We start from the raw sequence: 14,972 nt of genomic DNA on the forward strand, positions 1-14,972 counted from the left end.
CCGAAGGGCAAGGAGGATGCCGCATGGTGGCAAGCAGAGCGGAAGACATCGAATTCGGCTGGTACATGCCGACACGGGGCGACGGTCCGTATATCGGCGTCCAATCCGAGCGGGTCGTCGATACGGCATACCAGATCCGCGTCGCCCAGGCGGTAGAGAACGCCGGCTATACGTTCGGCCTGATCCCGACCGGCGGCACATGCGCCGATGCCTGGATTATGGGGGCGACGCTGGCGGCGCACACGCGCATCTTCAGGCCGTTGGTCGCGATGCGGCCGGGACTGATCGCCCCCGCGCTGGCCGCGCGGATGGGCGCGACACTCGACGAAGTGACGGGGGGACGCGCGCTCATCAACATCGTGACGGGAAGTTCGCCGGACGACATGCGGGCGATGGGCGACCCGTACGCCGACGACAAGGAAGCCCGCTACGAGCGGACGCTCGAATATATTCGCATCGTGCGCGAGCTGTGGGTCCGTTCGCAGGAGGCGGAAGGAAGGCAGTTCCTCGCGGGCGGCAATCTGGCTGCCGGGGGCGGAGACAAGCCCGCTCCGGCGCTGGATTACAAGGGCAAGTACTTCAGCCTTGAAGGGGGGAAAAGCTACCCGCCGCCGGTGCAGCGGCCGCATCCGCCGTTCTACTTCGGCGGCAGCTCGGCGGAAGCGCACCGGACGGCAGCGGCGATCGCGGATGTCTATCTCATGTGGGCGGAGCCGCTCGACTGGATCGCATCGCAGATTGCCGAGGTCGAGCAGCATCGCGAGGAGCTGAAGCGGTCGACCGGGGAGGATCGCCGCATCCGCTACGGACTCAGGGCGCAGCTTGTTATTCGCGACACGGAGGAAGAAGCGTGGGAAGCCGCGCGGCGCATCATCAGCCGGGCGTCTCCCGACACGTTGGAGACGTCGGAGCGGCAGTTCGCCTCCTCGTTGTCGACCGGCCAGCAGCGGCAGAATCAAGTTCGCGCGCTTGCCGCGGCGAACGACTACGTCATCGGCCCGAACTTCTGGGCCGGCTTGTCCGCCATCCGCGGCGGCGGCGCCATGGCGTTCGTCGGCACTCCCGATCAAGTCGCGGAGCGGCTGCTCGAATACGCGGATATCGGCGTTACGTCCTTCATTCTGTCCGGGTATCCGAACCTGGAGGAGGCGTCGCTCTCCGGTCCGGTCATTCCCGCGTTCTGGCGCAAGTACGAAGAGAGAAGCCGCTCGCGGCAGCCGGAGCCGGCGCAGCGGCAGCAGATCTGACCAACAGCTCCGACAAGCACAACCCACCAAGATCCCAGGAGGAACCTATGAGCCATTCCGATATTGTCTCCTTTATCAAGAGTCATCGTTCGATTCGCAAGTTCAAGCGCGAAGAGGTGACGGACGAGCAAGTGGCGCACATTCTCGCAGCCGCGCAATCCGCTCCGACCTCGTCGAACATTCAGGCCTACAGCGTCGTCGGCGTGCGCGATCCCGAGACCAAACGCCGTTTCGCGGAGCTGGCGGGAGGACAGCGGCATATCGAGGAGAGCGGCATCTTCCTTGTGTGGTGCGCCGATCTGAATCGGCTGCAATCCGCCATCCGGCTTGAGGAGCAGAACGGGGAGCTCGAGCTTCCCCAGAACCTGGAGACGTTCCTGCTCGCCTCGATCGATGCCACGCTTGCCGCGCAGAACGCCACGATAGCCGCCGAGGCGCTCGGCTTCGGCACCGTCTATATCGGAGGCATCCGCAACAATCCGCGCCTCGCATCCGAGCTGCTCGGGCTGCCGCGGCTCGTCTATCCGGTGTTCGGCCACTGCATCGGCGTTCCCGATCAGGAGCCGACGCCCCGGCCGCGCCTGCCCGTCGAAGCGGTCTACCATCGGGAGACGTACAGCGCGGAAGCGTTCGAGCCGAGCATTCGGCAGTATGACCGGGCGACCGGGAACTATTACGCGTGGCGCACCGGCGGCAGCAAGGATACTTACTGGTCGAAGGAGATGGCGTCCCGCTTCCGCAAGGAGCGGCTTCGCGGCCACTTGCACGGTTTTCTCGAAGAGCAGGGCTTCCGGCTCGATTAATCCAGCAATATAGGAGGTGGGCCCGGATGACCGATCTGATCATTATCGGCGCGGGCCCTTACGGCATCTCGTTGGCCGCGCATGCCCAGGCTGCCGGTCTGACTTATGTGCTGTTGGGCAAGCCGATGTCATTCTGGCAAGATCAAATGCCGCAGACGATGTTTATCCGCACGAATCCGCGTTACATCAGCCTGTCCGACAGCGAGGACCGCTGGACGATAACGCGTTACTGCGAAGCGACGAATACGCCTCTCGAATCGCCTTTTCCGCGCCCGGCCTTCGTCGACTACGGCTTCTGGTTCGCCCGGCAAGCCGGCATCGCGTTTACCGGACAATTCGCGGCCCGGGTGGAACGCTCGTCCGAGGGGTATACAGTGCGAACGGAATCGGGCGGCCGCCATTCGGCGCCCGCCGTCGTCGTCGCCACCGGCTTGCAGCACTTCAGCTACGTGCCGGATGAGCTTCGCGCCCTGCCGCCCGACCTGCTGACGCATACGTTCGGACAGACCGACTTCAGCCGCTACCGCGGCAAGTCGGTTGCCGTTATCGGCAGCGGCCAGAGCGCCTGGGAGGCGGCCGCGCTGCTGCATCTGGCCGGAAGCGACGCGGAGATTCTGTTCCGCCGCGAAGAGGTGCATTATGCCGGAGACGACAATGTCGCATCCGGCCTTCGCCTGATCGAGACCGCCGAGCAATTCTACCGTTGGCCGCTCGAGAGAAAGCTGGAGCGCTGGAACACTCCGCGCCGCGGAAGCGTGGCGCTGTTCCTGAAGCCCTACGTCGAGGGCAAGGTGCGCACGATCGGCGGGGTGGAGATCGTCGGCTCCGGCGCGCCCGGCGACGGCAAGGCGTATCTGGCGCTGTCGAACGGATCGACGCGCGCCTACGATCATGTCGTCAGCGCTACCGGGTACCGCGTCAATCTGGAGCGGCTGCCGTTCCTGCCGCGCGACCTGCTCGATCTTATCGTGCGGGAGCCGGCGCCGTTCCACGGGTTCCCGCTGCTCAGCGAGCAATTCGAGAGCAGCTTGCCCGGTCTCTACTTCGCCGGCCCGTCGGCCAGCCGCACGCACGGTCCGGCCTTCGGGTTCGTCGCCGGCCTTCGTCAGGCGTGCCGCTCGATTATTCCGCGAATTGTCGAGCTTCACGGTTCGCGAAGCGCAATCAACCGACAATCGCAGCCATAATGTCCGCCAGCGCCAATTCATTGCAGAGCAGGCCGGAATATTGCCAGATGCCCGACTCCACCTCGAACACTTGATTGTGCCGGACGGCCGGGAGACTCTTCCATAACGAATTGTTTTCCAACTTCGGGATGGTATGCCGCTCCGACTTGATCAGGAACACATAATCCGCACTTAAATCCGGCAGCTTCTCCAGCGATATCGTGTTCCACTCCTCCGCAGCCGGCGTCAAGGAATGCGGCTGCACGCCGAGCTCGTCGAACAGAACTTCGCCGCCTTGAACATGGCCCATCGTATAGACTCCTTGTCCGACATCACCACGATGGCGGCATTCCTGCCGCCGAGCTTCTGCCGCAGCTGCTCCTTCGCTCGCTCGATCTTCTCGTCGTACGCCCGAAGTCTCTCCTCCGCCGTCCGCTTCTTGCCGAGCAGCTCGCCGATCTGCGCAGCGTCTCGCGCCAGCTCTTGCCGATGTTGTCGATCCCATAGGTCGGCGCGATCTTGGCATATTGCTCGTACATGCCTTCCCCCGCCATGCATCGCATCGAAGATAAGCAGATACATGCACGCCGGCCGCCGATGTCGATGCGCCCTTCCCCTTTGGAGGCTCCGATCAGCGCATGCCTGTGCCGATCGGAGCCTCCTCGCCGGAGCGGCTCCTGCCCGTCCGACATGCGGCTCAGACCGGCCAAGCGGAAACAATGCGTGTTCATCTCTTTTTCCCCCGTCCACCTGCTGATAACGATTATCACTTAACATTACTAAGAAAAACGCCTAACGGGTCCTTTGAGTGCGAGCGTATCCGTTTGTACTCCTATCCATCGACTCCAGCGTCATGCAGCAAGGCGCTATCCCCCTTCTGGGCGCTTATGCCTCTTCTCCCCGCGGCTCCCTCTTGGAGCTTCGCCGCCCCCCCAACCGTTGCCGGCTCATCCCCACTCCTTCCCCTCCTGAACGAACGGGAGAGGAGACCTAATGCCGCCAGAGGGGGAAAAGGTGCGGGGGAGGAGGTGCCGCGTACCGGATGCATGGCAAGCGGATGCATGGCAAGTGGATGCATGGCAAGTGGATCTCTAGGCGTTGTGCGCGGCGCTCCTCTCCCGCTCCGTGAGCCCCTATCGTAAGGGGGGACAACCGTTCGGGTTGTCTTAGCGGTTTTTCGCATAAGGAAGACGGTCGAGACATCGCGCCCTGACCGTTCCACCCCACGCTGTTCGCACCTCCGGTCCGCCAGCTTTTGCCCTCTGAACCCCCGGCTGCTGCGATTTTATGCGGTTTTTCATATTCATCGGTTTGAATGAGCCGCTTTCTCGGTGTTTTATGTGATTTTTAGCATATATCCAGCAACGGAAGCCGGAATTTTCTCTATATACGCTATTTTTCACATAGAATCGTCCAACCTGCCCGTTATCGCGACGCTCGAATGTGAAATTTCACATACATTCCTCGTATCCGGAGAGTCCGGCGAGATGCCCGGTCCCCCCTCCCGCACGATTCAAAATGGGCTGTCCTATGTTAAAGAAAGCGCACAGCGTCCTCAACCCTAAACAACGGCCTTCGGCGGCCCGCTCAGCCCTCTCCCAGAATAATCTTCTTGCCGCCGAGCAGAGCCGCGTCCTCCTCTCCGTGGGTAGCCGCGAGAACAATACGGCGGTTGCGCATGCTCAGAATGTAGGCGATTACTCGCTGCTTCGTCTCCTTGTCGAGTCCGGTGAACGGCTCGTCCAACAGGATCATTTTCCCCGGGTAATTCATCGCCCTCGCCAACGCCACGCGCCGCTTCATGCCGCCGGACAGCTCGGACACCGGCTGCTCCATGCAGTCGGCCGGAAGAATCAGCTCCAGATTGCTCCGAATCGCGGCACGGCTCGCCCTCCCGGGGCATACGAGTGCCACATTCTCCACCGGCGTCAATTGTTCGCACAGTCGATTCTCCTGGAACATCGCCGCGATCTCCCCCGGCTTGATTCCGCGAATCGTTCCCGCGTCCTTCGTCTCGAGCCCGAGCATGATGCGAAGCAGCGTCGTCTTGCCCGTGCCGGAAGGGGCCATCAGGCAATAGATGCCGTCGTCCGCCAGGCGGAGGTCCAGAGAGCGGAGCACCCGATGGCCGCCGAATGCCTTGCACAACCCGTCGATCTCTACGCCCATGTCACTTCCCCCTCCCGATGCGGCTACCGAGCGGCTTGTTCAGCTTCGTCAATAGAAGCATGAACGCCTTCTCGAACACGATGCTCAGAACGATGACGATCACGGTCCACGCGAACAAATTCGCCGTCTGCAGATAGGACTTCGCCGCGTACATCTCCCGGCCGATCGAAGGCTTGGGCGTCCCGATCACCTCCGCCATAATTCCGGACTTCCAGCTCATGCCCAGCGACACTCGGGAGCTGCTCATCAGAAACGGCATAAAGGCCGGCCTGTAAATATACAAGAACCGCTTCCACGCCGCAAGCCGATAGACGGCCGCCATCTCCAGCATCTCCCGGTCCGCATTCCGGAAGCCGGCCAGCGTATTCGTATAGATGATCGGCAGCACGATCAGGAATGACAGATAGACCGTCAGCGCCTGGTTGCCCACCCAGATCAGCAGCATGATGACGAAGGAGATCATCGGCACGGTCTTGAGCGCAACCATCGCCGGCTCCAGGAACTCCTTCAGCAAGGCGAATCGGTACGCCCCCATCGCCAGCAGGAAGCCGGACGCGAACGACAGCAGGAAGCCTATCGCAATGCGGAGGAAGGACGCGGAGCTGATCGCCCAGAAGTCGTCCTTGCCGACTTGATCGACAAGCGCCGTGACGAGGTGCACCGGGCCGACAAGAATGATGCGGTTATGAACGAGCCGATCCGTCAGCTCCCACGCCGCCAGCCAGATAAGCACGATTCCAATCTTCTTCGGCCATTGGGCGGACGAACGCAGCAGCGGGCTGCCGATCGTGTGAATCTTCCCTATCTTCTTCATCTTCTCGAGCTCCATCGGCTACTCCTCCGGAGGGAGGTAATAGAAGTCGTCTCCCGGCATTTTCCCGCCGATGGCTTCCGGATTGAAGTCATACATAATCTGAAGGAATCCGGAGAGCGTATCCTTCATCTCCCGCCCCGTGATCGTGTGGATGCTGCTCTGCGGAATAGCTTCCTTGGCAATCTCCGGGTTCAGGAAGGTCTCGTACTTCTCCGTCCACGCCGCAGCCTCGTCCAGGTGCACCAAGGTGTAATCGGTCGATCGCTTGGCCATCTCCAGATATTCCGCAACGGCTTGCTCGTGCTCCTCCAGGAACGACTTGCGAACTACGGTCACGGTCGTGACGGATTGCGCATCGCTTCCCTTGTTCAACTCGTCCCAGGTCTCGGTCAGATCGATCGCCACCCTTAGCCCCGGCACCAGCAGCTTGGCGACTTCGACGAAGGGCTGGGGCAGCAGAGCAATGGCGTTCTCTTGCTCCTGCAGCAGGTTCAGAACCTCGAAGGGCGTGGGCCGGAAGGAGAAGTTCACATCGTTCGTCAACCCGGCCTGCTCCAGCACGTAATCGAAGGTGTATTCCGGAGGGCCGCCTTCGCCGATGGAATATACCGTCCGGCCTTGCAGATCGTTCAGAGAGGCGAGATTCGGGTCCGTCGTCAGCAGATACAACAGCCCCAGATTGCCGATGCTGATGACCTCTACGTCCTCGTTCATGTCCTCATTGTTGTAGAGAATGGCCGCTACGTTCGAGGGAAGAGTCGCAATATCGTAATCCCCTTGGTTCAGGGAGGCGGCGACGGCGGAATAGTCCACGCCCGCGACCTCGAAGCGATAGCGGTTGAAGGTCCTTCCTTCCTCCGCCTCGTTCATAAAATAACCGAGCCCCATCGACGGGGGACCCATGATCAGGCCAACGTTGACGTCGACGGGCTCAATGGCGCCCTCCGTCCGACTTGCCTGATTCGTCTGATCGGTCGTATTCGTCTGATTCGGCGCCGGATTCGACGCCGGATCCCCGGAAGCCCGCGGAGATGCTTGCTCCCCCTCGCAGCCGCTCAGCAGAACGGCGAACGCGGCGAACAGTCCGGCAAGAGCCAAAGTTCCTTTTCTCATCGTTATGACCTTCCTTGTTCGTTGCTATATAAGTTGAACGAATGAATTTAACCTGGCAAGTTACAATCGCACAGAACTGCGAGCCGGAAATTCCTGTACCGCCGCCAGAACGAGAGAGTAAGCTTGAAATTTCGACTATATTTCGCGGTCTGCAGCAAGAATGAGCGAATAAGCTCGAAATTTCGATTACATTTCGCGGTCCGCCGCCAGAACAGCCAGCTTCCAACTTCATCGCAATAGAACCTCACATACCATGCGCGAAGTATCGAAACGAGTCTGCTCGCTATAATCTTTGGTTCCATGTATATAATTAGGAATCGTTCCCATTATGAAGCTTGCGTCTTCTGATCCACAGCCCGATAACAGCCGCGCCGACGACGACCGCAGCAGCCGCTGCTGCGAGATACGGCGCCAGGTTCCGCTTATCGCCGGGGGCTTCGGCCGCTGTCGGCGCTTCAGCCAAGGCATCTGCACCGGCTTCGGCTGGCGCTTCGGACGGCTCCGCTGCCTGTTGCTCCCCCGTCCCTGCCGATGCCATCGCGGTGCCGGCTGCCGAGGCGTCCATCATGGTTAACTGCACGGTCGGCATCGTGCCGCCGTCCTTGGTGGCCACGCCGGACAGATTCAGCTCGAAGGTGGCGGGCCACGTGTGGTCCTTATCCAGCCCCGAGATGGACATCGCCAGATCGCCCATCTGGATGTCCGCCGTCGCCCTCCGGGTAACGACCGTCTTGCTGCCGCCGAGCTTCCCCATATCCACGGTAATCTCCGCAATCGCGCCGTCCTCGTTCGTCTTCACATCGGCCAGCTCGAGGCCCGCGATGCTTCTGACGGTCATCACTTTATCCTGAATCGTCACCGGGATGGTTACCAAGGCGGCCCCGTCTTCAGCTACCGTCAGCACGGCGTTGTTCTCCACAGGATTGTACGGGGGGAAAACACCGTTCGTAATGTGCGGGTTCAGCGGAAGACCGGTATCCGCCTTGTTGAACCAGATGTTGGCGCTGACCGTGTAGGTGCCGGCAGCCAGCTCCCGATCGTTCACCGCCTCCTCGTCCGCTCCGCCCAGCTTCGTCCCGCTCTTCCGGGAGCCGATGAACTTCGCATAAGCAGCGGCCAATGCCTCCGCCGCCTTGTCCGCTGTCGTCTGATCGGCGGCGGCAAGCGAAGACTTCGCGCTCTTCAGCGCGCTGTTCAAGGCGCTGACGGCGCTTGGCGTCACCCAGACGCCCGCGGTGTCGACCTCGCTTCCGTCCTCGGAGACGACGGCGTCGGCCAGCGCCTTGTCCACGGTCCCGATGACCGCGCTCAGCTTGTCGTAATTCACTTCGGCGGACAGCTCGGACGCGGCAGGCTTCGATGATTCGGCGGAACTCGAAGATTGCGCCGGGTTGGAAGACGCAGCAGGCTTCGAAGGCTCGGCGGGCTTCGAAGACTCTGCAGGCTTCGAGGGTTCGGCAGGCTTCGAAGGCGCAACGGCGGCCTCGCCCTCGGTGTCCCCGAAGGATACGCCGGACAAATCCACCTCCAGCGTCAGCGGCACGGTCCAGTCGACGCCGAGCAGCGTCGGGAACTCGGTGCACTCCGTGAAGACATAGATGCCGCTGCGATCTTGCAGCTCTACCGTAAGCTTCGTGATCCGGCCTTTGCGCGAGACGGAACCGTCCAGGGTCGCATAGGATTCGCTGTCCCGCACGGACTTCGCGATCTCCGCATTGCTGCTCCCTCCGATTCTCTGCAGCGTGAATACGGGGTTCGGAATCGTTACGTCCAGCGTCATCGTCCCGTCCGAAGCAATGGTCAGCGATGCGTTGTCCGCAACCGGAGCGGTGGGAGCGACGGCATCGTATCCGCCGATTCCCAAGGGATTGTTCCCGTTGGTGAGGTAGGCGGTCACCCCCGGCAATTGCGTATTCAATTCGCCCGGAACATAGAGGTTAGCCGTCACCTTATACGTCTTGGAGGCGGCAGCGGCGATGCCGGCCGGCTGAATTGCCGCCAAGCAGACAGCCAGGGCAATCGCCAGCAGCAACATCGAGCTTTGTTTTATCATCCGTCTTGTCATCGACTCTTCGTTTCCTTTCCATCGTCCGTTCGGCCGCCGAGGATAAGGCCTACTGCCCCTTGCGGCTGTTCCGCAAGGGGCAGTAAGTCCGGCCGACATGCCGGGTAATCGGTTATTGTTCGGTGGACTGTGCCGGCTCAGCCGACTGGGCTTCCATGAAGCTCATCAGAATCTTCGCCGTCTGCGAGCGCGTGGCCTGACCCTGCGGATCGAGAATCCCGTTGCCCTTGCCGGACAACATGCCCTTCTCCACCGCCCATGCCAGCGCTTCGGCAGCGTAGCCGCTCGCCCGATCGCGGTCCGCGAAGCCGTTCAGCCCGTCGGAGCCGGACGGAGAGCCGGCATAGCGCCACAGTATCACGGCAAGCTGCTCGCGGGTAATCGGATCGTCGGCCCCGAAGGAGCCGTCGCTGTAGCCGTTCGCAAGCCCCTGCTCGCCGGCCCAGGCAGCCGCCTCGGCATAATACTTGCCGGAGGCGACGTCGGTGAAGGAATGGCTTCCGGCGGAGGCGGCAGGCAAGCCCGCCATCCGGTGCAGCATCGTGACGATCATCCCCCGGCTCGTGCTGTCATTCGGGCTGAAGCCGTCGCTTGTGCCCTGCATCCATTCGCGTGCCGACATGTACTGGACAGCGTCCGCATACCAGCTGTCGGCGGCTACGTCCGTGAAGCTCTTGCCGTTGTCCACAAGCTTGTACGTCACATTCTTCTCCGCCGTGAAGCTAATCGTGCCGTCGTTATACTTGGTTCCCGCCACGACTTGCGTCGTGCCGTCTTCCTTGACCATCACGACAACCGTGCCCGGCGTGACCTTGGAAGCCGGAACCGAGACCAGGAGGCTGGCGACGGAGTCGCTGCCGAGCGAGGTCAACGTGAAGGACGCGGCGGTGTCCAACCGGTTCGTCACAACAACGCTAGGCATCGGCAGAGGCAGTGCCGCACCGGCCTTGATACCGGCAGCTTCCTGTTCGGACAAGACAATCGTCGTCGTGCTCTTGCCGCCGGCGCTTACGGAAGTCTCGGAGGTGGAGCCGTTCTTCGTCTTCATCGAGATCAAGACGCTGCCGTCGCTCTGCGTAACCTTGGTAATAACGGTTCCGTCTGCGGTTGTCGTCTCTTCCGTGCCCTCTTCGCCTTCCGGCTCGCCTGCCAAGTCGCCCACGTCGACATTGCCTGCGGACGGCAGACCGGAGTCGCCTCCCTCGAAGTTCACGCTAAGGGTCAGCGGCACGAACCATTCAATACCGAGCAAGGTCGGATACTCGACACTATCCGAGAATACATAAGTGCCGGAATTGTCCAGAAGCTCTACCGTAACCTGCGTGATGCGCCCGGTGTAGCTGCCGTAAGCCGCCGAATCCCGTTTGGTCGCCACGACTCTGGCATTGCTGCTGCCGTCAAGCTTCTGCAGGGTGAACACGGGATTCGGAATGTTCAGCACCAGGGTCATCTTGCCATCCGTGTCGGTCGTCAATTGCGCATTGTTGGCGACCGGAGTCGTCGGAGCTTGCTTCGGATAACCGCCGATCCCTTGCGGATTGCTGCCATTGGTCAGATAGGCGGTAATGCCGGGAAGCTGCGTGTTCAGACTTCCGGGAACGTACAGATTGGCGGTAACCGTCTTGGTAACGGGCCCGGAGCCATTGCCTCCCGTGCCGCCGGTTGACTGGGCAGCGATCGTCCACGGAATGGACAACGGCGCCGTCGTTCCGTCCGACCACATATAGCCGGCGGTCAGAGTGGCGACAGCGGTGTAGTCGCCGGCTTCCGTCGCCTTGTTGCCGGTCAGCGTATAACCGACGCCCTCCGCCACGCCGGTCTGCTCGGAGCCGTTGGCGGTAAGCCCAGTGACGGCGGCCGGCTGCTCGGCGACAAGGTTCTTCACCGCGACCACATAGCTGATCGGTCTTGTCGTTGTCGCTTGCACCCCGCGCTGGCCCCAATACAGGGAGAACATGCGGGCTACTCCCTCCTCCGCGCTCAGGCTTCTCGGCATAAGATCGATGGTCGCCACGCCGTTCTGAATAACCGCACCGAGCTCCAGCGCCTTTGCCGCCGCACCGTCGCTCGTAATCAGATAGAAGCGGCTGTCTTTGTCGGCCGCAGGAACAATGGCCTGGATAAAGGCATCCATCTGGCCACGCCAGACCTGCCAGCTCGCGCCCGAATCCGGCTTGCTGGCTTCCATCATATCGATCACACCAAGCAGAACGGTATTCACAATTGCGATCCGATAGGTTTTCTCGACAACAGGATTAAGCAGATCGGTTTGTTCGGATTCCTCGGTTTGTTCGGATGCCGTTAGCCCCTGAAGCGCCGTCGCGAAGGAATCCCCCTCGGTCTCTTGGCTCGCCAGCATACTGAACAGAGATTTGGTCCGTTCGGAGAACATCCCCAGGGTCTTCCCTTCTTGCGGGATATCGCTGTCGATCGAATAGGCTTTGAGCGTAATTCCCGATTCGGCGTCAATGGCTGTGGCCTGAACCCACGCCGGAATGGAGTTCTTGTCGACGACAGCGAACTGCCCCAAGGACGACACTCCCTCGAATGATAAGGAGTTCTCGCCTGCCGTGGCCGAGAGTTTGGTCGCGCTGCCGTTCGCGACAGCGCTAACCTCTCCGTTCGTCACGCCATCCCCCAGAGGAAGCGTAACCGCGAGAGCCTCGCTCCAGGAGAAGGCAATCTCTTGCCCCTCTGCGGTCAGCAGCCGGATGTCATACAGCTTAAAAGCCGGCTCGTCCACATATTCCTTCGTGAGAGCAGCTCTGGCGGCTTCGTACGAATCGCCTTCCGTCAGCTCCGTCACGGACAGCTTGGCGGCGCCCAGCGTTCCTGCCAATTGGCTGTCCGTCGTCTGCAGCGTAACGGCCGCGCCTGTCGCTTCATCCGTGAACGTGGTCGATTCGCCGTCGCCGTCAAGCATCCGGGTCGCGCTGGAGAAGTCGACGCCGAGGTGAACGGGCATCGTCTTCTCCATCTCGAGAATCGTCGGATACTCCAAGGCGTTCGTGAAGGCGTATTCTTCGTTCAGATTGTCTACCGCAACAACCAACTGCATGATTCGGCCGGTATACGGTCCCCAGATTCCGGCCGTTGCCCCCTCATCCGCGCCGTAGGTGGAATCGACAATGTGAACGTCCTCGCCGTCTTCGATATGCTGCAAGGAGAATATCCCGTTCTTGACGTCGATGGTAAGGGTCAGATCACCATACTCATCGACCGTCATGATCGCATTGTTCTCCATCGCCTTGACCGGAGGCAGGTCCGGATTGGTCAGATATGCGGTAACGCCGGGCAGCACCTCGTTGTTCTCGCCCTTGACATACAGGTTCGCCGTGATGCGGTAGGTCCCCGCCGCGAAGTCGCTGAACCGATTGACCGTTACGCCGGAGGAATTCAAGATAACGAGGTTGTCCAGGTTCTTCGTTTGGAACGTGTAATCATAAATCGTGCCGCTGCCTGCGTTCGCAGTCGCCAGCTTGGTCAGCTTGCCGTCCGCATAAGTGAACACAAACGGCGTCGTCTGGTACGTCTTCGCGGTAACGACGCTCTCGGCATCGCTTGGCCATGCGACTTCCTCGTTCTGGTCATTCAGCAGCACGGCGTCATAGACGGCGAAGTTCAAGGTGCCGCTGTACTTGGCCCCGAGCAATTTCCGGATGGCTTGCGTCTGTCCCGCATCGGTATCCATCCGCATGTCCAGCGTTCCCGTCTCCGGCAACGCTCCCGCCGTCGAGGAGGTAACCGCAGCCGTGAACATGCCGCTCGCATCGGAGTACGTGCGGGTGTACGCGTTGATCTTCTCCGTCAAACCGGATGAGCTTAACAGAACGATTCCGCTTAAGCCGTCTGTCCGGAACGAATAATTGGCCGCGCCGGCGGAGCCTGCATCGCTCTTCGCCGCCGTCAGCTTCGTGAGCGAGCCGTTGGCATACTGATATATATACGGGTCTCCCGCAATTGTCGCTAATCGCACGGTAACCGTTGCCTGCGCCTGCTCGGGCAACGGAATTTCGTTCACTCCGCTGTGCAATGCCAGATCGTGAACCGAGAAGTTTAACGTACCGTTATACCTCGCTTGAAGCAATTGCTGAATGTCGGCCCATTCCTGCGAGTTGTTTTCCACATTCGATACTTGAACGCTCCCCGAACTCGGAAGCTCCGCAGAGGACCCCGTTACTGCGACGGAGAAGTACTCCAGCCCGTCCTCGTATGCCCGGGTGACCGTCTTGGGCGTAAATTTATCGTTCGCGATGATGATCGTGCTGTCCAGACTGGACAAAGTAAAGTCGGCTTGGAAAATCATGCCCAAATTCAGAAAATCGATGATGTTGACGCCCGGCACGGCGGCCAGCGTCCCCGAATGACTGGCGAAGACGGATGCGTTCCCCGTACCGCTCACGACTTCGTAATTCGAATAAGCAATCGTCGTTCCCTCCGGCAGCTCCGTCACCGTCTGGCCGTCGAGTGTCAGCGCCCACGAGATCAGCTCGAAGTCGCCGCTCAGCGTGTAATCCTGTTCGAACAGCGCCTTGGCCGCCAGATAGTTCGAATCCGCAGTTGATGCAATCGTTCCAACCAACGCATCGTCGGCTGCCGCTGCGAGCTTGGCCCCGAATACCGCATCCGTCGTGCTTATGGTCGCCGCGATCGCCCGGCCGGCTACCGGTTGGAAGCTCTTGCTGTACGTTTGCGTCTCGGTCGGATCAGCCGCCAGCGCCGATAGCGGCGAGAGCCCAAGCAGCATGGCGAATGCCAGCAGCGCCGCCGTGCATTGAGCAACGAATCTGTTCATTGTCCTCTATTCTCCCATCCCAAAATGTAATATGCGGTATAAGAGGCGGGTCAGAGAGGGATGCTCCTTCCCGCCCCGCCAGACATGCCAAAACAAAAGTTACGGAACGTTGGTCCAGTCTACATCCAGCTTAAGGTTAAAATACTTGTCCCCGGGGCTTAAGAAGTAGCCGGAGTATTCATGCGAACCGGTGAAGGAGACCGATGCGGTGCCCTCTTCGATCGTCATCGTCAGGTTGGTGATTCTTCCGTTCGTGTTGCTGCCGTAGGTGCTCGTGTTGCGCGTCTCGACAATATTGGAGATGCCCGAGTTCGCCTGCGGAGTGCCGAGATCGATCAGAGCGAACGTGTTGTTCGCAATCGGAACCGACAAGGTATAAGTGCCGTCGCCGTTGTCCGTAATCGTGGCATTGTTGGATACCGGACTGGTCGGCAACACGAACGAATTCGTCAGATAAGCGTTAACGCCCAGAATTTCGTTGTTCGCCGCCGGCACATACAGATTGGACGTAACCGTATAGCTGGTCGACTCCGCGGAAGCGCCGACTGCCGAATAGATCAGAACCATGGCCATAGCCAAGCTCAAAGCAAACAACCTTTTGATTTTTCTCATCATTCTCACCTGTTCCTTTCGATTCTCCTGATTTGCTCTCTTGCCGAGAGTTGATACCGTAACTCCGCCTCCTTGTCTCTGCGAAGATCAAGGTACTTCTGCTGGCCTCGCCATCTCGCTATCACCTCCTTTAATGAAAGGTAAGGAACAAAAGCTCTAATCGACAATGATATTCATTATCATAAGCG

The 14,972-nt window shown here is 60.4% G+C and carries 11 protein-coding genes; 3 read left to right on the plus strand and 8 right to left on the minus strand.

Annotation, left to right across the window (positions count from 1 at the left end; genetic code table 11):
* Positions 1–23 precede the first annotated feature (23 nt).
* From E6C55_RS05480 to E6C55_RS05490, 3 genes are read left to right on the plus strand one after another with little or no spacing between them, the layout of a single operon-like run.
* On the plus strand, positions 24–1,247 hold the full coding sequence (locus tag E6C55_RS05480) for an LLM class flavin-dependent oxidoreductase (RefSeq protein ID WP_136368783.1): 1,224 nt from the start codon (positions 24–26) through the stop codon (positions 1,245–1,247).
* Between the two features lie 47 nt (positions 1,248–1,294).
* Positions 1,295–2,050: an NADPH-dependent oxidoreductase gene (locus E6C55_RS05485; RefSeq protein WP_136368784.1), complete on the plus strand. Its 756-nt coding sequence runs from the start codon at positions 1,295–1,297 to the stop codon at positions 2,048–2,050.
* A 26-nt stretch (positions 2,051–2,076) separates the two neighbouring features.
* On the plus strand, positions 2,077–3,237 hold the full coding sequence (locus tag E6C55_RS05490) for an NAD(P)-binding domain-containing protein (protein ID WP_136368785.1): 1,161 nt from the start codon (positions 2,077–2,079) through the stop codon (positions 3,235–3,237).
* On the opposite strand, the gene E6C55_RS33675 is transcribed toward E6C55_RS05490, so the two are convergent.
* The 8 genes from E6C55_RS33675 to E6C55_RS05525 all read right to left on the minus strand — a co-directional run bounded on the left by E6C55_RS33675 (position 3,215) and on the right by E6C55_RS05525 (position 14,757).
* On the minus strand, positions 3,215–3,526 hold the full coding sequence (locus E6C55_RS33675; RefSeq protein ID WP_168735473.1) for a TroA family protein: 312 nt from the start codon (positions 3,524–3,526) through the stop codon (positions 3,215–3,217). The genes E6C55_RS05490 and E6C55_RS33675 overlap by 23 nt on opposite strands.
* Positions 3,527–3,548: 22 nt before the next feature.
* A complete protein-coding gene (locus tag E6C55_RS33680) occupies positions 3,549–3,947 on the minus strand; it encodes a hypothetical protein (protein ID WP_168735474.1) in 399 nt (132 codons plus the stop codon).
* An 856-nt stretch (positions 3,948–4,803) separates the two neighbouring features.
* Positions 4,804–5,385, minus strand: coding sequence for an ABC transporter ATP-binding protein (locus E6C55_RS05500; RefSeq protein ID WP_136368787.1), 582 nt, complete (start codon positions 5,383–5,385; stop codon positions 4,804–4,806).
* A 1-nt stretch (position 5,386) separates the two neighbouring features.
* Positions 5,387–6,214, minus strand: coding sequence for an ABC transporter permease (locus tag E6C55_RS05505; RefSeq protein WP_211093527.1), 828 nt, complete (start codon positions 6,212–6,214; stop codon positions 5,387–5,389).
* A gap of 3 nt (positions 6,215–6,217) precedes the next feature.
* On the minus strand, positions 6,218–7,312 hold the full coding sequence (locus E6C55_RS05510; RefSeq protein WP_136368788.1) for an ABC transporter substrate-binding protein: 1,095 nt from the start codon (positions 7,310–7,312) through the stop codon (positions 6,218–6,220).
* A 310-nt stretch (positions 7,313–7,622) separates the two neighbouring features.
* Positions 7,623–9,377 (minus strand): hypothetical protein, encoded by a 1,755-nt coding sequence (locus E6C55_RS05515; protein ID WP_136368789.1) that lies wholly within the window; start codon positions 9,375–9,377, stop codon positions 7,623–7,625.
* Between the two features lie 112 nt (positions 9,378–9,489).
* Positions 9,490–14,172 carry an S-layer homology domain-containing protein gene (locus E6C55_RS05520; protein ID WP_136368790.1) on the minus strand — a complete coding sequence of 1,561 codons (4,683 nt, stop codon included), beginning with the start codon at positions 14,170–14,172 and terminating at the stop codon, positions 9,490–9,492.
* A gap of 99 nt (positions 14,173–14,271) precedes the next feature.
* Entirely contained in the window at positions 14,272–14,757 is a 486-nt protein-coding gene (locus tag E6C55_RS05525) for a hypothetical protein (RefSeq protein ID WP_136368791.1), read from the minus strand.
* Between the last annotated feature and the right edge of the window lie 215 nt (positions 14,758–14,972).

It is taken from the genome of Cohnella fermenti (assembly GCF_004801405.1).
GTDB classification, from domain to species: Bacteria; Bacillota; Bacilli; order Paenibacillales; family Paenibacillaceae; genus Cohnella; species Cohnella fermenti.